13 protein-coding genes are annotated in these 18,491 nt (G+C 35.0%); 6 read left to right on the plus strand and 7 right to left on the minus strand.

The annotated features are described in order from the left end of the window. Positions 1 to 171 precede the first annotated feature (171 nt). A complete protein-coding gene (gene porQ, locus NTZ27_08455) occupies positions 172 to 1,101 on the plus strand; it encodes a type IX secretion system protein PorQ (protein ID MCX6174764.1) in 930 nt (309 codons plus the stop codon). Positions 1,102 to 1,181: 80 nt separating this feature from the next. Here the strand turns inward: porQ and NTZ27_08460 are convergent, their stop codons facing one another. From NTZ27_08460 to lpdA, 3 genes are all read right to left on the minus strand, one after another. Further along, positions 1,182 to 2,333 carry a tetratricopeptide repeat protein gene (locus tag NTZ27_08460; GenBank protein ID MCX6174765.1) on the minus strand — a complete coding sequence of 384 codons (1,152 nt, stop codon included), beginning with the start codon at positions 2,331 to 2,333 and terminating at the stop codon, positions 1,182 to 1,184. Between the two features lie 77 nt (positions 2,334 to 2,410). Continuing rightward, positions 2,411 to 2,680, minus strand: a complete 270-nt coding sequence (locus NTZ27_08465) for a hypothetical protein (GenBank protein MCX6174766.1) — start codon at positions 2,678 to 2,680, stop codon at positions 2,411 to 2,413. Positions 2,681 to 2,704: 24 nt separating this feature from the next. Further along, positions 2,705 to 4,123 (minus strand): dihydrolipoyl dehydrogenase, encoded by a 1,419-nt coding sequence (gene lpdA / locus NTZ27_08470; GenBank protein ID MCX6174767.1) that lies wholly within the window; start codon positions 4,121 to 4,123, stop codon positions 2,705 to 2,707. A gap of 213 nt (positions 4,124 to 4,336) precedes the next feature. Between lpdA and NTZ27_08475 the strand changes: the two genes are divergently transcribed. From NTZ27_08475 to NTZ27_08485, 3 genes are all read left to right on the plus strand, one after another. Further along, a complete protein-coding gene (locus tag NTZ27_08475) occupies positions 4,337 to 6,514 on the plus strand; it encodes a DUF5916 domain-containing protein (GenBank protein MCX6174768.1) in 2,178 nt (725 codons plus the stop codon). Between the two features lie 12 nt (positions 6,515 to 6,526). Then, positions 6,527 to 7,186: an NAD-dependent epimerase/dehydratase family protein gene (locus NTZ27_08480; GenBank protein MCX6174769.1), complete on the plus strand. Its 660-nt coding sequence runs from the start codon at positions 6,527 to 6,529 to the stop codon at positions 7,184 to 7,186. 299 nt (positions 7,187 to 7,485) lie between these two features. Beyond that, the gene (locus NTZ27_08485) at positions 7,486 to 9,723 is read left to right on the plus strand and encodes a DUF5916 domain-containing protein (GenBank protein MCX6174770.1); all 2,238 of its coding nucleotides are present in this window, start codon (positions 7,486 to 7,488) and stop codon (positions 9,721 to 9,723) included. Between the two features lie 70 nt (positions 9,724 to 9,793). Here NTZ27_08485 and NTZ27_08490 read toward each other — a convergent pair whose 3' ends face one another. The 3 genes from NTZ27_08490 to NTZ27_08500 all read right to left on the minus strand — a co-directional run bounded on the left by NTZ27_08490 (position 9,794) and on the right by NTZ27_08500 (position 15,414). Next, a complete protein-coding gene (locus NTZ27_08490; GenBank protein ID MCX6174771.1) occupies positions 9,794 to 11,200 on the minus strand; it encodes a 2-oxo acid dehydrogenase subunit E2 in 1,407 nt (468 codons plus the stop codon). A 109-nt stretch (positions 11,201 to 11,309) separates the two neighbouring features. Continuing rightward, positions 11,310 to 13,988, minus strand: a complete 2,679-nt coding sequence (gene aceE, locus NTZ27_08495; GenBank protein MCX6174772.1) for a pyruvate dehydrogenase (acetyl-transferring), homodimeric type — start codon at positions 13,986 to 13,988, stop codon at positions 11,310 to 11,312. A gap of 214 nt (positions 13,989 to 14,202) precedes the next feature. Beyond that, positions 14,203 to 15,414 (minus strand): acyltransferase family protein, encoded by a 1,212-nt coding sequence (locus tag NTZ27_08500; protein MCX6174773.1) that lies wholly within the window; start codon positions 15,412 to 15,414, stop codon positions 14,203 to 14,205. 300 nt (positions 15,415 to 15,714) lie between these two features. Here NTZ27_08500 and NTZ27_08505 point away from each other — a divergent pair, with 300 nt between their 5' ends. Both NTZ27_08505 and NTZ27_08510 read left to right on the plus strand, forming a co-directional pair. After that, on the plus strand, positions 15,715 to 16,854 hold the full coding sequence (locus tag NTZ27_08505; GenBank protein ID MCX6174774.1) for a histidine kinase: 1,140 nt from the start codon (positions 15,715 to 15,717) through the stop codon (positions 16,852 to 16,854). Further along, positions 16,851 to 17,606 (plus strand): LytTR family DNA-binding domain-containing protein, encoded by a 756-nt coding sequence (locus NTZ27_08510; GenBank protein MCX6174775.1) that lies wholly within the window; start codon positions 16,851 to 16,853, stop codon positions 17,604 to 17,606. The genes NTZ27_08505 and NTZ27_08510 overlap by 4 nt, the downstream gene beginning before the upstream one ends. Positions 17,607 to 17,609: 3 nt before the next feature. On the opposite strand, the gene NTZ27_08515 is transcribed toward NTZ27_08510, so the two are convergent. Beyond that, positions 17,610 to 18,482, minus strand: coding sequence for a cation diffusion facilitator family transporter (locus tag NTZ27_08515; protein MCX6174776.1), 873 nt, complete (start codon positions 18,480 to 18,482; stop codon positions 17,610 to 17,612). Positions 18,483 to 18,491 lie beyond the last annotated feature (9 nt).

Genomic DNA, 18,491 nt, shown 5'->3' on the forward strand with positions numbered 1-18,491 from the left:
ACTCCTTTTTTTGAATCAAATTTAGGTTGAAAGTTTAGTTCTATCAAGTTTGTTAGAGTTGTTATTCTAACAGATATTGAAATTAAATTGTTCCAAAATAAAAAGCGGCTGAAGTTTGGCTTGCCTTTATTGGCATTTATCTGTAAAATCGCATCAAAATTTGCCGGGAATATGAAAAAGATTTCAATTGTCTTAACAACATTGTTAATTTCGTCTACACTTTTTGCACAAAGCACATTTGAATTTTTAAAATTAGATACAAGTCCGCGCGCTGCTGCTGTTGCCGGAAGTTTTGTAGCTAACAATGATGACCCCAATGTTGTTTTCTATAATCCTGCTGGGATTAATTTACTTACAGGTACACCAGTTTCATTTTCATTTTTAAAGCATCTGTTAGATATCAATTCAGCAAGTTTAGCATATTCAAAAGAGTTTGAAGGTATTGGAAGATTTGCAGCCGGAATTCAATACATAAATTATGGTTCGTTTATTCAGGCAGACGCAAGCGGAACAAAACTTGGCGAGTTTAGCGCTGGAGAGATGGCTTTACTTATCGGCTATGGAAATCAACTTGATAACAATTTTTATTACGGTGCTAATCTAAAATTTATTTATTCAAGTATTGCAGGACAATCTTCAACAGGGTTAGCTATTGATCTCGGTCTGCATTATGCAATACCGGAATCAAGATGGAATTTTGGTTTTTCTATTTTAAATCTTGGCAAACAACTTTCAAGTTACTTCAGCACTAAAGAAGATTTACCTCTTGATATGCGTTTGGGATTTTCAAAGGAACTTGAAAAACTTCCATTTAAATTTTATTGGTCATTTAACAAACTCAACGAGAGACAAAACAATTTTTTTGACCGCTTCGGTCAAATTACACTTGGCGGAGAATTCCGTTTAGGTCAAAGCATGCGTTTGCGGTTCGGTTATGATAATGAGAAAAGACGCGAGATGAAAATTGGAACTTCTGCAGGATTAGCCGGGTTCAGTGTAGGACTCGGATTTATCGTCAGCAAATACAATGTTGATTATTCATTCTCATCAATGGGGTCAATTGGTGCGCTTCACAGATTTGGGATTTCGACAAACCTATAAGAACAATTTAGAATTGCGAATGGAGAATTGAAAATTCAATGATTTTAGATAATTTTCAATTTGCAATTTTCAATTCTCAATTATTTTTTATACGGTGTTTTGAGATATTGTTCGGCTAACTTATGAGAATCATTCCGATCACGTAATTGCAAAGTCTCGTTATAATATTTGATTGCTTTATCGCGCTTTCCCATTTGATCATACAACGTCCCGAGATAAAAGACAGTATTAATTAAAAAACCGGATTCATTTTCTTTATCTAATTCTCGGGAAAGTTTTTCTGATTTTTCAAAATAAACCGCAGCAGAATCAACTTTCTCTTTTAATTTAAAATCCATTCCGAGATAATAAGTTGCTTCGCGTGCAAAGCGTTTATTATAACCGGGTATACCACTTCTACATTTGTTATAAATATCCCTAAAAGTTTTAACCGCTTCGGAATAATTATTTTCTTTTACAAAAGAAAGACCAAAATATTTTTGAAAGTTGGGATTATTCGGAAAATCAGCTAATAAAATTCGCGCCCACTTGCGCGATTCATTCATATTATCTTCAAACTGAAAATTGAGAGTCATTAAAAAGTAACGCGATTCAAGACGGGCATATCGTCCGTTTATTGCAACGTTTTCAAGTTCTTTCAGACCTCTTGCTTTATCACCTTTCGGGAAAAAGACCATGAATGGTTTTACTGCTGAATATTTTTGCGGAATTACATCCGCATAATAATGATAGATTCCAAATCCCAATTGCACATCAACATTTTTCGAATTCTCTGCGTAGGATTTGAACACAAGAGCAAGTCCGTCTTTTCCATCAAGCGCAGCTTTGAACCAGCTTTCGCGTATTGCACGCATGCGTCCTCTAAATCCAAGTGCACCGCCTTTGAAAAACATTGCATCAACACTCTTATCATTTTTATCAAGAATGTTGTCGCATATCTCAATACACTCTTCAAGCTGATTGTAAAATTTTTCGTCTAAACTTTCGTTATCAAGATCAAGAAGAATTCTCCACCATGTAATCATTGCTTTAAAAAATTTTCCGGAAGGATGTGTTGAATAATCTTTTGTTACAACATCGAAAGTCTTTTCTGCTTTATCGAATTCGATACCGTAAATTTGATTCACTCCGGCTTTAACAAGTGAATCATGCTTGACCCAATTATAATTTTGAGCGGAGATGCTGAAAGTGACTAATAAAAAAAATAATAGTATGTATTTTTTTAATTTCATAAATAATTATTAGATAATTTTTCTAATCATAGTAATCAGATGAATCAACGTTGTCAGTAAATTATCCTCAAAGGATTTTAAGCCACTTTCCATTCATCGCGACTAATGTTTAATAATTTACCTTGTTCTTTTAGTTTAGATATTCCCCAATCAATTTTTGCTAATCCTTTTGATTTAACGCCTGCAGATTCAGATACGAAATCATCCTCAATTTCCCAAAATCCTTTTGCTCTAATTGCTCTTTCTGCAGCATCCATAAGGCTACGCCTATTAAATATACTGTTACCAAAATGGCTTTTTGCCACTTTTATAATAATGAGATTTAATTCCCTAGATTTAATAAGCATGTTTATTTTCCTCTTAAGAAATTATTATTTTCTTTTTGGACGATACATATCTGTTGCACGTCCGTAAAAAACTTCTGCAGCTGCCATCATCGTTTCAGATAAAGTCGGATGAGGATGAATGGTTAATTCCAAATCTTTTACAACCGCACCCATTTCAATTGCTAATGTTCCTTCAGCTATCATATCTCCGGCACCAACTCCAACAATACCCACACCAAGAATTCTTTCAGTCTCCGGTTCAATAATTAACTTAGTCATTCCGTCATTTCTATCCAATGTAGTAGCACGTCCGCTTGCACCCCACGGAAATTTTGCAACTTCAACTTTAATTCCTTTTTCTCTTGCTTCTGTTTCGCTTAATCCTGTCCATGCAAGTTCAGGGTCGGTAAATACAACTGCAGGAATTGCATTTGGTTCGAACACAACTTTATGACCAAGTATTGCTTCAACAGCAACTTTTCCTTCGGCTGCTGCTTTATGCGCCAACATAGGATTACCAACAACATCCCCGATCGCATAAATATTTTGATCATCTGTTCTTAATGTTTTATCAACAACAATAAATCCGCGTTCATTTACTTTTACATTTGTTTTTTCTAAACCTAATCCATTTGTTATCGGCTTACGTCCGACCGATATCAAAATTTTATCAAAAATTTGTACCGGCTCTGTTACATTTTTTCCTTCAAGCTTAACTTGAATTCCTTCTTTTGTTTCTTTCAGTTCAACAACTTTAGTTTCTACAAAAATATTTTGCATCATTGCTTTAACACGTTTTTCCAAAACAGCCACAAGATCACGATCAGCACCGGGCAAAATTCCAGGTAACATTTCTACAATAGTAACTTTACTCCCAAGTGCGGCATAAACTGTACTTAGTTCTAAACCGATGTATCCGCCACCAATAACAAGAAGCCGATTAGGAATATCGTTTAATTCAAGTGCAGATGTTGAATCCATAATATTGGGAGAATCTATGGAAAGCCCTGGCACTTTTGCGGGCGTTGATCCGGTTGCAATAATCGCTTTTTCAAAAACTATCTCTTCGGTTGTGCCATCAGATTTATTTATAAGTAGAGTATTCGAATTTACAAACGATGCTTTTCCTTGAATGAAATTAACTTTGCGCTGTTTGGCTAATTGACCTAGTCCACTGGTGAGTTTATTCACGACTCCATTTTTAAAATCGCGTAGTTTATTAATATCTATTTTCGGTTCGCCAAATTCAACGCCCCATCTTTTTGCCTCTTCAGCTTCCTTAATAAGTTTAGCAATATGTAAAAGTGCTTTCGAAGGGATACATCCGCGGTATAAGCATACGCCACCAGGATTTTTTTCTAGATCAATCAATGTGACTTGCATACCTAAGTCGGCTGCAAGAAATGCAGCGGCATATCCGCCGGGTCCACCACCGATTACTGCCAATTGTGTTTTAGTTGACATCGTTTATACCAATCAGTTAATTTTAATGTGAGTAAAATAAGAAAAAAGACATGAATTAATTTTATGATGAATTATTACACTAAGAATATTTTGGAATTACTATTATTGTTATTATTTTAGGAAAAGTAAGAATCGCTACAAAAATTTATTTAAGAATATTCACTCATTTAATTATTAGAAATATATACACATTAGAATAAAGTTGGGGGCAAATTGAAGAATGTTTACCGCATAAGATTTACGTTTTTTTTCTTTTCACTTCTTGCATTGCAACAAATAACTGCACAAGGCAATCTCAAACCGTTTAAAACCGATAGACCACCTATAATAGATGGTAATCTCAATGATCAATTATGGAAAGATGCTTTATCTGTTTCGGGATTTAAAACATTTGCACCGGATTTTGGAAAAGAAGGCACAGAAAAAACTATATCTTATGCTGCTTATGATAGTGAGAATCTTTATTTCGCTTGCCGCTGTTATGATAGGGATCCGAGTAAAATAAAATCAAGTGTTTCTAACCGCGATAATATTCGTCCCGATGATTGGGTGTGCATAAATCTTGATTCATTCAATGATCAGCAATCTCTGTATGCTTTTTATGTAAATCCCTTAGGAATACAAATGGATAGCCGGTTTGCATCTGGACAGGAAGATGTTAGTGCTGATTTTGTTTGGTATAGCGCCGGACAAAAACTTTCGGATGGTTATAGTGTTGAGATAAGCATACCGCTAAAAAGTATCCGATATTCAGAAGGAAATCCTATTACTATGTCTGTCTTCTTCGAGAGATATATTAGCAGATTCTCCGAGCATGATTCTTATCCCGAATTGGATCCGGCTAAAGGATTTGCATTTCTCACTCAGATGATGCCTCTAGTTTATTATGATTTAAAACATTACACCTTGTTCGAAGTACTTCCCGCGTTTACTTACAATCAAAAATACAATCTCAATGCCGGTCAATTAGAAAAAAATGTAAACCAAGGAGAAATAAGTTTAACTACAAAATATGGAATTACTTCAGATCTAATTCTCGATGGAACTTACAATCCAGATTTCAGTCAAATCGAAGCAGATGCAGGACAAGTAGATGTAAACTTAAGATATCAATTGTACTTTCCTGAAAAGAGGCCATTTTTTCTGGAAGGAAATGAAATTTATAATATCGCCGCTACTAAATCATCTGAAATTGATCCGCTTATATCTTTAGTTCATACAAGAACAATTATAAATCCATTAACAGGAATTAAACTTTCTGGAAAAGTTAGTTCCAATAATACTATTGCTTTTTTGTTCGCTGTGGATAGACTACCTTTAGATACGACGGCATTATCAGGCGGCTATTCTTATGTACCGATACTTAGATATAAACATTCTCTCTCGGATGATAGTTATATTGGCGGAGTTTTTACGGACAGAGAAATAAAAAATAGTTATGACCGAGTTATTGGAATTGATGGTATGTTAAGACTAACCGATGCCGGCACTCTTGAATGGAATGCTTTCTATTCAAGTTCGAATTCAAATATTCTTCAAGAAATTCAAGCTGGGCACGCATTAGGATTAGTTTATAATTACGATTCAAGGAATTTGTATTACAGTTTTACCGGAAAAGAAATCTCGGAAAATTTTAATGTTGAGACTGGCTACTTAACTCGTACCGGAGTTTTTGCTCTAACCGGATTAATCAGACCAAAAATTTATCCTAATTCATCATTTATACAAAGAATTGATTTAGAAACTTTCTCTGCGCAAACACAAGATAAGCCAAGCAGTATGTGGGAAACGTATAACTATGTTTCAGCTCAAGCTTTTTTTCTCGGTTCGTGGAATTTTAAATTGAAATATTCATATTCAACAGAAATATTTTTAACTGAGAAATTTAAAACCGGAGGATTTCAAGTCAGTTTTGGAAGTCAATTTACTAAACGGCTTGCCGTTTTTTTATCCTACATGAGAACAAATTCAATATATTATTCACAAAATCCTTATCAAGGAAAGAGTAACCGCGTTAGCGCAATTATGGTTTATAATCTTTCAGAAAATTTTGAATCTTACTCGACTTTTACATTCTCTGATTTCTACCGCGATTCCGATTCTCAATTGATTTATGAGTATCCTATATTCAGAGAGCGATTAACTTACCAACTAAATAAATATCTTTTTTTCCGCGGAATAGTTGAGTACAATAAATACAAAAGGCAATTACTTAGCGATTTTCTAGTTTCATTTACATACGTGCCTGGAACAGTAATACATTTAGGTTACGGATCACTTTATCAAAAAACGGAATGGAATGAATTTCAAAATAGGTATGTTGACAACAATAATTTTCTTGAAGCACAAAGAGGTTTCTTTTTCAAAATGTCTTACTTGTGGAGAAATTAGATTTTTATCATTATGAAAATTAAAACTATAATAACCGGTTCAACAGGAATGGTGGGCGAGGGTGTTCTTTATGAATGCCTCAAACACCCCGATGTCGAATCAGTACTTGTAATAAATAGAAAACCATGCGGAGTTATGCACGATAAACTAAAAGAAATCATTCATAAAGATTTTTTTGATTTATCGCAGGTCGAAAGTCAACTATCAGGATATAATGCATGTTACTTCTGCGCAGGAGTTTCTTCTGTTGGAAAAAAGGAAGAAGAGTATAAGCGAATCACTTATGATTTAACAATAAATTTCGCAAATACTCTTCTAAGATTAAATCCGGAAATGGTTTTTACTTATGTATCGGGAGTTGGAACCGACAGTACCGAAAAAGGAAAAAGCATGTGGGCACGTGTAAAAGGCAAAACGGAAAATGATTTGTTGAAACTTCCTTTCAAAGCCACTTATATGTTTAGGCCCGGTTATATTCAGCCAACAAAAGGACTGAGAAACACTTACAAGATTTATAAAGTACTCGCTTTGTATTATCCGTTTTGGAAAATTCTTTTCCCGAAATTTGTTATTACACTTGAAGAGCTTGGCAAGGCAATGATAAATGTAGTTCTGAAAGGTTCTGAGAAAAAAATATTGGGTTGTGTTGATATTAGAAAGGTTGCAGAGTAGAAACATACAACGGTACGTCTCATAATAAATTATCCTTCCAAAGAAAGTAAGAAGCGATTCTCAAAAGCGTTAATGATCCATCTTAAAAATCTAGTTTTTTCATTTTTTTAATTATTCCATTTTCAGTTCTATAGCGAACAAAAAATCAATAAGAGAGATTTATAAGAATTATGGCAAATTTTATACACTGTCTTACAAGTAATATTATTAGCATTAAAAGAAACTTTTTACTGACTCATTAGTCTAAATAGCTGGTATTAACTATTAATTTATTCTAACAAACCCCCTGGAACCAAGTTATGATAACAAAATTTTCTATGATTATTCTTTTGTGTTCAGTATTAATAATCACATCTAAAAGCTATTCTCAAGCAGAGAGCGATATTAAAAAACCAATAATGACTATTTTAAAAATCGGTAAGGAGTTGGAATTAACTGGTAAACTTGATAATCCTATTTGGTCAAAAGCTGAACCGATAGAGCTTAAGTATGAGATTACCCCGGGTGATAACACACCCTCCCCTCAGAGAACAATTGTTAGAGCACTCTATGATGAAAAATATATTTATTTTGGATTCCAGTGCTTTGATACTAACCCGGAATTGATACGCGCTAACATTTCCGACCGCGACAAATTGTACCAGGATGATTGGGTGTTTGTTGGTTTAGACACTTATGGCGACTTTCAAAGATCTTATGAGTTTTGCGTTAACCCATTCGGTATAATGGGAGATTTACTCGCAACAAATAATAGTGAAGATGCAAGCGTTGATTGGATTTGGCATGCATCTGCATCTAAAAATGAAACCGGTTGGACTGCAGAAATGAAAATTCCATTTTCAAGTTTAAATTTTCCCGATGCTGAAGTACAAAATTTCAGAGCTAATATTCTTCGTACAATTCCAAGAAGCAGCCGCGTTCAAATTTCATGGACTTCACAAGACAGAAACATTCCCGGTTTCATGTCTCAAGCTGGATATTTAACCGGTATTCAAAATATTAAATCAGGCAGTTCCATCGAACTATTACCTTATGCCGTCGGTCAAAAAATGGGTTCTTTTTCAAACATGAGTAATCCAAACTCGGATTTCAAATTCGATCCTATTCAAACCCGTTTTGGCGGCGGTATAAAATATTCTCCCAGCACTAACTTTTCTTTAGATGCCGTTATTAATCCGGATTTCAGTCAAATCGAATCTGATGCCGCACAGATTAGTGTAAATACAACATTCGCTCTTTACTATAATGAAAAGCGTCCTTTCTTCTTAATTGGTCAAGAGTTATTGCAGACACAAATGTATTACTCACGTTCAATTAATGATCCTCTCGCTGCCGCAAGAATCAACGGTAAGACAGGTTCTCTTTCATATTTGTATATGGGAGCTTATGATAGAAATACTGTTTTCGTAATTCCCGGTGAAGAAAGAAGCAATACTGTAGCAACAAATTTAAAATCATTTGTAAACATTGGCAGACTTAGATATAATTTAGGTAATGAATCGTATGTAGGTAGTTACATTATGACAAGAAATTTAGATGGCGGTCATAATTATCTATTAGGCGTTGATTGGAATTACAGATTTTGGGACAATTGGAATTTCTTAGGAGAAGGATTTCTTTCACAAACTCAAGAGTTGAATGAACCGGCAATTTTCAATTCTTCAAGAATGTTTGGAAGTACTGAATATAATGCCGCTTTTAACGGTGAGAAGTATTCCGGAAACGGTATTCGATTGGAAGTCAATTATAATTCCACCGCTTATTATGCAGGACTTAATATTAATAGTTATTCACCTACTTATCAGACTTATAACGGACTTTTCAATTCTAATTCATATCATTCTATAAATTTTAATAATCAATACATGATATATCCAAAGGATTCATTCATTGATCGAGGTTCGATAGGAATTTCATCTTATTTGAAGTTCAATTATGATGGACTTAAAAGAGAACAAGTAATCCAACCACATGTCAATGCAAGTTTAAAAGGACCAATTAATTTATATGTCGGTTATCTTCTTGTTAACGATGAACAATTTAGCGGAATATTTTTTAAAGGAATTAACCGCATTTTTATGAGTTTAAGCTCTAATCCTATTAATGAAATATCTTTATCTTCATATGCAGAGTTAGGTAAATTCATTTATAGAGCAAGTTCACCTACAATGGGTTACGGACATGATTTTTCTGCGAGTGTTACTTTAAAACCAACATCGCAATTAAATATTTCTTTTTCTTATTCACGTGCAAGATTATCAGACAACGAAACAAATGAATTATTTTATGACGGGAATATTTATCGTGCAGTGGGCAATTATCAATTTTCCTCTGAGATTTTATTCCGTACTATTTTTCAATATGATTCCTTTAATAAAGCATTTCAATTTTATCCGCTATTCAGTTATAAGCTAAGTGCTTTTACAACTTTCTACGCCGGCGCCACAAGTAACTATTCGGATTATGGTGAAGGATTCGGATTCTCTAATACTAATCAACAATACTTCGTTAAAGTGCAGTATTTGTTAGGAGTTTAATTTTAGGAAAAAACAGAAATAAAAAAGGCGGACTAAAATTGTCCGCCTTGATTTAATTTCAAATTTAGAATCATCCTTCCAAAGAAAGCAAGAAAGGATTTTCAAGAGCGTTAACAACCCATTTCAAAAATCTAATTCCATCAGCTCCATCTATTATTCGATGATCGTACGAAAGTGATAACGGCATGATCAATCGTGGTTCAAATTTCTCGTTTATGTAAACCGGTTCATAAGACGATTTTGAAACACCAAGAATTGCAACTTCAGGCGAATTAACAATCGGAGTGAAATACGTTCCGCCAATTCCGCCAAGATTAGAAATTGTAAAACAACCTCCTTGCATTTCTTCAAGAGAAAGTTTCTTATCGCGTGCTTTTTTAGAAACTTCCTGAAGTTCAATTGAAAGCTGAATAATATTTTTCTTATCTACATCTCGAATAACAGGAACAAGCAAACCTCGGTCAGTATCTACGGCAACACCAACATTTATAAATTTTTTGAATATGATCTCGCTCTTATCCACATCAACACTTGTGTTGAATTGAGGAAAAACTTTAAATGCTGATGCAATTACTTTAAGAAGAATTGCAGTTACAGTTAATTTGCCGCCCGCCTCAATAACTTTTTTCCCGAATTGCTTCCGCAAATTTTCTAGTTCAGTTATATCTGCTTTATCAAATTGAGTTACATGCGGAACAGTTGACCATGAATATGATAAATGTTCTGCCGTTTTTCTTCGGATGTTGCTCATCGACTGGTGTTCTATTTCTCCCCACTTTGAAAAATCGGGAAGCGATTCTTTTACAGCTCCAACACCACCTAAAGTAAACCCACCTTGCTGCCCCGGCAGCCAAGTTTGAATTTGTTCGTTCAAAGTTTTTGCATAAGCCTTAACGTCTTCAATAGATATTCTTCCGCTTGATCCGCTGCCTCGTACTAGTGAAATATCAACTCCGATCTCACGTGTAAATCTTCTTACAGAGGGCGCTGCAGGAACTACAACTTTGGAAATATTTTTTGGTACTGTAATAATTTTCGGCATATGGTGAACAAGATCTATTGGTGAAGGAATTGAAGATTGTTCGTTTTCTGTGATCAGCGATCGGTTACTAGTGATTAGTGATTGGTTGTTGACGACTGGTTCTACTACGAGTTCTCCTTCTGATTTCTTATTTCTTATTTCTGATTCCTTTTCTTTTCTAACCTCTTCCTTCTCACTGCCAACTGCTGACTGCAAACTGCTAACTTCAATAGCTACCAACGGCTCGCCTACTTCAGCTTTTTGTCCGTCTTTCACATAAACTTTTTTTACTATTCCGGAAATATCAGAGGGGATTTCTACTGTTGCTTTATCTGTTTCGATCTCAACAACAACTTGATCCGTATTAATATTATCGCCTTCTTTGACAAGTATCTTAATAACATCAGCCGAGTGAATGCCATCTCCAAGATGCGGTAATCTAAAATCTACAATCATTTCCTTTTCCTTTAAGTGTCATTGCGAGTCCCGACTTGTCGGGTGAAGCAATCTTTATATAAAATTACTTCTCCCGAATAAATTCGGGATCGTAATAACAATGAATATTTTATGCTTTTGCCGGATTCTTTTTATCCGGATTAATTCCCAAATCCTTAGCCGCTTTTTTTACAACTTCTGCTTTTATCTTTCCTTCTTTCATCAAAGAATAAAGTGTTGCGTAAATAATATGTTTTGCATCTACTTCGAAAAAATCACGCAAAGACGTTCTTCCTTCACTTCTTCCGAATCCGAATGTACCGAGAGAATGAAGCAGACCCGGGAGCCATTTCGAAATTGCATCGCTCGATAGCTGAACATAATCGGAAGCAGAAATAAAAACTCCGCTTTCACCTTTTGTAACTTGAGAGATATAAGGAACCCGTGCTTCTTTATCCGGATGAAACATATTCCAGCGCTCAGTTTCTTGTGCATCAAGATGTAAATTTTTGTAACTGGTTACACTCCAAATATCGGCTGAGACATTGTATTTACTCTCAAGAATTTCTTGCGCTTTGATTACTTCGTTTAAAATTGTTCCGCTGCCAAGCAAGTGAGCTTTTACTTTTTGGTCTTTAACTCCACTCGCTCTAAATTTATACATTCCTTTTAATATTCCATCCTTAACACCTTTCGGCATTTCAGGCTGGGCATAATTCTCATTCATAATTGTAGTGTAGTAATAAACATTCTCTTGCTTTTCATACATGCGGTAAATTCCATCTCGAATAATTACAGCAAGCTCGTAAGCAAACGCCGGATCATAAGCAACAACATTTGGAATTGTATATGCAAGCAAGTGACTATTTCCGTCTTGATGCTGTAAACCTTCACCTGCAAGTGTTGTTCGTCCTGCAGTCGCACCTAGTAAAAATCCTTTACATCGCATATCGCCCGCCGCCCATGCAAGATCACCAAATCTTTGGAAGCCAAACATAGAATAATAGGTAAAGAATGGAATTGTATTAATGCCGTGTGTTGCATAAGAAGTTCCGGCAGCCATGAATGACGACATCGATCCGGCTTCGGTAATTCCTTCTTCAAGGATTTGTCCGTTCTTTGCTTCTTTATAATATAGCAAGCTGTCTTTGTCAACCGGCTCATAAAGTTGACCTGCATGAGAATAAATTCCGATTTGTCTGAACAAAGCTTCCATACCAAATGTACGCGCTTCGTCTGGAACTATTGGCACAATTAAATGACCAAGTTCTTTATCACGTAAAAGTTTTGCTAGAATTTTTACGAACACCATTGTTGTTGAAACTTCACGCCCTTCTGTGCCCGAATAAAATTCTTCAAATAATTCTTCAGAAGGAGTTTTAAGCGGAGTGGCTTTAGTAACTCTTTTGGGAACGTAACCGCCAAGAGCTTTCCTTCTTTCTTTTAAATATTTGATCTCGGCAGAATCTTCGGGAGGACGGTAGAATGGCGTTTTTGCTATTTCATCATCGCTGATAGGAATTGAGAACCGTGTTCTAAATTCTTTCAACTCTTCTTCATTCATTTTTTTTTGTTGATGTGTAATATTCTTTCCTTCGCCCGCTTCACCGAGTCCGTAACCTTTAACTGTCTTTGCAAGAATTACTGTCGGTGCACCTTTATGTTCAACGGCAGCTTTGTAAGCTGCATAAACTTTTTCCGGATCGTGTCCGCCGCGTTTCATTTTTTCTAATTGTTCATCAGTATATTTTTCAACAAGTTTTTGGAGTTCCGGATATTTACCAAAGAAATTTTCACGGATATATTTTCCATCGTGCACAATATAATTTTGAGATTCACCGTCGAGAATTTCATTCATTCTTTTAATCAGTAATCCCGATTTATCTGCAACAAGTAAAGGATCCCAATCGCTTCCCCAAATAACTTTTATTACGTTCCATCCCGCACCACGGAAATTTGCTTCGAGTTCCTGAACTATATTTCCATTACCGCGAACCGGTCCGTCTAGTCTTTGTAAGTTGCAATTGATGACAAAAATTAAATTATCAAGTTTCTCTCGCGATGCTAAAGAAATTGCACCTAATGCTTCCGGTTCATCTGTTTCACCATCGCCAAGAAATGCCCAAACTTTTTGATCGCTAACTTTCTTTAATCCACGGTCTTCAAGATATCTGTTGAACCTTGCTTGATAGATTGCTTGAATTGGTCCTAGTCCCATCGATACGGTCGGGAATTCCCAGAAGTCAGGCATTAACCAAGGATGCGGATAAGAAGAAAGCCCGCCGCCCGGTTTTAATTCTCTTCTAAAATTTTCTACCTGCTCTTTTGATATTCTTCCTTCAAGAAAAGCGCGAGCATAAATTCCGGGTGAAGCATGACCTTGAAAATAAATTATATCACCTTCCGAGTCACCGTCTTTACCTCTGAAGAAATGATTGAAACCAATTTCGTAGAGTGTTGCCGCTGATGCGTAAGTGGAAATGTGTCCGCCTATTCCAGTTTCTTCTTTATTTGCACGGACAACCATTGCCATTGCATTCCAACGGATCAAACTTTTTATTCTGCGTTCAATTTCTCTTCCACCTGGGAAAGGAGGTTCTTGTTCTTTCGGGATTGTATTTATGTGAGGTGTGTTTGCAGTGAACGGAAGATCAACACCGGATTCATGTGCGTAAGTATCAAGATTATGCAACAGTTCTCTTACTTTTTCCGGTCCGCCTGATTGCAATACATATTCTAATGATTCCAACCATTCACGGACTTCAATTTCATCCAAGCCAGAACGTCCGTTGCTATTATTTTCATTCATTGTATATAATCCTTTTTCTCTTCAGTCTAATTGATAATAGGAATATAAATTTGAGTGCCCGCTAAATGCGGACATAAATTTAATAATTCTGTTGCTTGAATTCTATTCTACTTAGTCAAGAATGTTCTTACAATAGATAACGAGGTCTGTGAAGGGTAAGTTCAATATTTTGTCGGGGCACATGAACTTGTACCCCGTAACAAAAACAAAAATGTTAATTGTTGATCTCAGTTTGCAGAACTTTTTCTGTTGTTTGTATATGAATGATAGCTTCAGCTTTGCGAATTGGCTTCATTCCAAAGAGTAAGCGCGTTATATTATAACGTTTAATGAATAATTCGTAAATCAATAAACTTATACCGAACGTAACAAAAACCAATAAAACAAACTTCGGCAGGACTCCCCAATCCAATTGAATTATATAGTAAGTGAAAATCAATTCAACGCTTTGATGCAAAATGTACAATGGGTAAACCGATTCATTTGCATATGAAAGCACTTTACTTGGCTTGTTCAAATAAACTCTTCCGTATCCAAGTGTTGCATAGAGTAAGGAAGGAATCATCACCATTTTGAAAATACCATACACATATATGAACCAATCTGCATCTTCATTTACGATTGTAAAAGTAGGACCCCAAACAAAAAGCGCGAGAACTAAAGTTGGAATAAGAGCAAGAATTAATGATTGCTTCCTTTTTGCAACTAGTACATCCCAAAATCCATTGATTGCAGAAATACCAAAACCTACAATGAATAAAGTAAATGAAACACTATGTAGATACCAATCATCAATTAGTCCATGTGTCTCAGGAAATTTTTGGCTAAGCGTGTAATAATAAATTAGTAATGGAACTATGAGTAAATAAATTGAATTTGGATGTTTTTTAATAAACAATCCGATTTTATTTCTAAAGTTGAGCGATTTTTCATTTCTTAAATATTTGAAAAGTGGATAAGCAATTAAAGAATAAATAAAAATGTAGAGCACATACCAGAGATGATGCCAGCTTAAACTTCCGCCCATTGGATAAGGGACAAAATTGAAAACTGTTTTCCAAAATTCCCAATAATTCGCGAAATGAAATCCATGGAATAATCTATCGTAATAGATTTGCGGCGGGACAATAACTAACATCCCGAATATGAGAGGAATCAAAAGTCTTCTGCTTCGCTCTGCAAAAAATGATTTTCCAAGACGAGCGCCCATTGAATGATAAAGAACAATTCCGGAAATCATAAACAATAGCGGCAGTCGCCATTGATGCAGAAATGCCATCCAAGTTTCGAACCATTCAACTGTTTGATTATTCTTTAAGTGAAATTCCCATGGAACGAACACCATTCCTACGTGGAAGAATATTAAAATATAGAATGCTATTACTCTCAGCCAATCTATATCGTGACGTTTTTCTTTCGTTTCCATTGTAACTCCTTTTGTTTATTAATTTCGACGGGAAAAATATTGTGTCGGTTTTATTTTTAGAGATGAATTGTCATGAGCGGAGATTTATTGTACATAAGCGGGATAAACTCCAATGTAATTTCGTACATGTTGGAATGAATGAATGGAGACTTAAACTAATTTTGTGATTTCATAGTAATTACTTTAAAGTTGTTTCCCTTTTATACCACTGTAAATCCCTTTTATACCATAATGAATGGGAATCATTATTCTATTTGTAATATTAGATTCAAGAATTTCATAAATTATTTATGTAATAAAATGATTCCGAATAAAATGCTTAAAGTGAAAACAAAGAAGAGAATTAAATTCTCTCTCATAATGTTTGGTGTTGCAACTGTTATTGGTTTGATGAGCTTTGCGGTTGTTGTTACAACGGAATTAGCTGAAAATTTTACCAATCTAACTTCAAAAGATTTTGTAAAGATTAGTTACCCTTTAGTTGATGAGTTAACCGGAGCTTACACATTTGTATTACTTCTACCATTGTTGCTTATTTTTTTTAAAAGGGTACCGCTGACAAAAGAAAATTGGTTCCACAAATTTCCTCTCTATTTAATAGCATCGATTATTGTTGGTTTAACTCACACTTCAATGATGTACATCTCACGCTCAATAATATACCCGATTCTTCATTGGGGAAACTATGACTACGGTTACATTCCATTTAGAATTGTGATGGAGTATTTAAAACAGTTCGTCATATTCTGGGGAGTGTTTACTGTTTATGCTTTGATAAAAACATTCCAAGAAAAAGAAGCACATAAAATCAAGACGGCACAACTTGAAGAACAGCTTACAAAAGCCAGACTGGAAACTTTAAAGATGCAGCTCAATCCACATTTTCTTTTCAATACATTGAACATGATTTCATCCACAATGTACGAAGACACACAAGCCGCCGATAAAATGATTGCAAACTTAAGCGACCTTCTCAGAATCACTTTAAAAAGTTCTTCGAAAGGTGAAAACATACTGGCAAAAGAGATTGACATTCTTAATCTCTACATAGAAATAATGAAAGCACGTTTTAAAGATAAACTTGAGATTGTATTACAAATTGATGAAGAAACTATCGAAGCTCTGGTCCCTAATTTTATTTTTCAGCCGCTCGTGGAAAATTCCATTAAGTACGGAATGGAAAATTTAACAAGCACTAAAATTGAAGTCTCTGCTAAAAAATCTTTAGACAAATTGATTATAAAAATAAGAGACAATGGACCCGGCATTCAGAAAGAAAACGCTGCAGTATTAAACAGTGGTGTTGGTTTATCAAACACTGTTGAACGGTTGGAGAAATTATATGGAAACAACTTCGAATTCAATTGGGTTAATTTAGATGAAGGCGGTTTGCTGCTTACAATAGAAATCCCATTCAAAGAAGAGGAAGAACAAAATTGAAAGTATTAGTCGTTGACGATGAACAGCCGGCACGAAAAAAGATTATTTCATTTTTAAAAGATGAAAGTGAAATAGAACAAATTCTAGAAGCCGGGAATGGAATTGAAGCAATAAAAAAAATAAAAAGTGAAAAGCCAGAAATAATTTTTCTTGATATACAGATGCCGGGCTTAAATGGTTTTGAAGTTATAAAAGAGATTGGCTCTGAAAATATGCCGCCGGTAGTTTTTGTTACTGCTTATGATCAATATGCTATCAATGCATTTGATGTAAATGCAGTGGATTATCTTTTGAAACCATTTGACAAGGAAAGATTCTCAAAATCATTTCATCGTGTAACTGAAAAAATAAAATTCAAGAAAAGAAATACCAATGACATTAAACTGATTCTAGATGAAGTTAAAAAGGAAAGGAAATATTTAGAGAGGTTTTTGGTAAGTCTTGGTTCCAAATACTTTTTTGTTGCTGTTAGAGAAATAATATTTATTTCATCCGCAGAAAAATATGTTGAACTGCATACAGCAAAAGGAAAATATCTATTAAGAGATACGATGAACAATGTTGAAGAATCGCTAGATCCGGAAAAGTTTGCACGCATCCATCGTTCATATATTGTTAATGTCGAACAGATTCAAGAAATGCAGCCATGGTCCCACGGTGATTATATCGTGATTTTAAAGAATGGTGAAAAATTAAATATGAGCCGCAGGTACAGAGAGAATCTTTTCCGTAAAACGAATTTGTCAGATTAAAACCTATCTATCCGGTTCCGCATGAACCATCACTTTTACATTTTTAATTTTACTGCTGATTGCTTCTTCAACCATGTGAGAAATTTCGTGCGCTTGATCTATGGTCATATTTTTATCAACATGAATATTTAGATCAACAAATTTATACGGACCGGATTCGCGGACTTTTATATCATGAAATTGTTTTACTTCCGGTAAATTTTTCACAATATCTTCTACTCTTTCATGTAATCCTTTTGGAGCTCTGTCAATTAGAGCATCAAACGATTTTTTACCCAACCGGTAACATACTGTAAGAACAATTATTGCAACAATTAAAGCTGCGATCGGATCCGCGTAATCAAAATTAAAAGTAACTCCGATCAACCCAATCAAGACAACGAAAGAACTCCAAATATCTGTTGAGAAGTGAAGTGCATCTGCTTCGAGTGCCTGGCTGTCATGTTTTTTGGCAACTTTGTACAACGCTCGCGAACGGGAAATATCTATAACTATCGAAGTGAGAATAACAATGAAACTCCAAACTGTTACTTCGATGTGAACTTCATGCGTAACTAATCTTCTTATCCCTTCGTAGATAATCCATATACAAGTTATAACAAGCAGCAATGTTTCAATAAGAGCTGAGTAATTTTCGATTTTACCATGACCGTAATTGTGTCCTTCATCCGGGGGAACATCGGCAAACTTAACTGCAAAAAAAGTAATGATGGCTGCAACTAGATCTAACGCAGAGTGGAGCGCTTCAGAAAGAATTCCCAAGCTTCCGGTTAATAATCCAATCACAAGTTTAAAGCCGGTCAAAAAGATTGCAGCTGCAACCGAAGTTAAAGCAATTGATTTTTTCTCTTTTGTTGCTAAACTAGAATTACTCATTTAAGAAGT

Source organism: Ignavibacteriales bacterium (genome assembly GCA_026390775.1).
In the GTDB taxonomy this organism is placed as follows: domain Bacteria; phylum Bacteroidota; class Ignavibacteria; order Ignavibacteriales; family Melioribacteraceae; genus Fen-1258.

Excerpts from the sequence above, each read along its gene's own strand:
- porQ (MCX6174764.1), top strand. The coding sequence starts at position 172 with ATGAAAAAGATTTCAATTGTCTTAACAACATTGTTAATTTCGTCTACA.
- NTZ27_08460 (MCX6174765.1), bottom strand. The coding sequence starts at position 2,333 with ATGAAATTAAAAAAATACATACTATTATTTTTTTTATTAGTCACTTTC.
- NTZ27_08465 (MCX6174766.1), bottom strand. The coding sequence starts at position 2,680 with ATGCTTATTAAATCTAGGGAATTAAATCTCATTATTATAAAAGTGGCA.
- lpdA (MCX6174767.1), bottom strand. The coding sequence starts at position 4,123 with ATGTCAACTAAAACACAATTGGCAGTAATCGGTGGTGGACCCGGCGGA.
- NTZ27_08480 (MCX6174769.1), top strand. The coding sequence starts at position 6,527 with ATGAAAATTAAAACTATAATAACCGGTTCAACAGGAATGGTGGGCGAG.
- NTZ27_08485 (MCX6174770.1), top strand. The coding sequence starts at position 7,486 with ATGATAACAAAATTTTCTATGATTATTCTTTTGTGTTCAGTATTAATA.
- NTZ27_08490 (MCX6174771.1), bottom strand. The coding sequence starts at position 11,200 with ATGATTGTAGATTTTAGATTACCGCATCTTGGAGATGGCATTCACTCG.
- aceE (MCX6174772.1), bottom strand. The coding sequence starts at position 13,988 with ATGAATGAAAATAATAGCAACGGACGTTCTGGCTTGGATGAAATTGAA.
- NTZ27_08500 (MCX6174773.1), bottom strand. The coding sequence starts at position 15,414 with ATGGAAACGAAAGAAAAACGTCACGATATAGATTGGCTGAGAGTAATA.
- NTZ27_08505 (MCX6174774.1), top strand. The coding sequence starts at position 15,715 with ATGATTCCGAATAAAATGCTTAAAGTGAAAACAAAGAAGAGAATTAAA.
- NTZ27_08515 (MCX6174776.1), bottom strand. The coding sequence starts at position 18,482 with ATGAGTAATTCTAGTTTAGCAACAAAAGAGAAAAAATCAATTGCTTTA.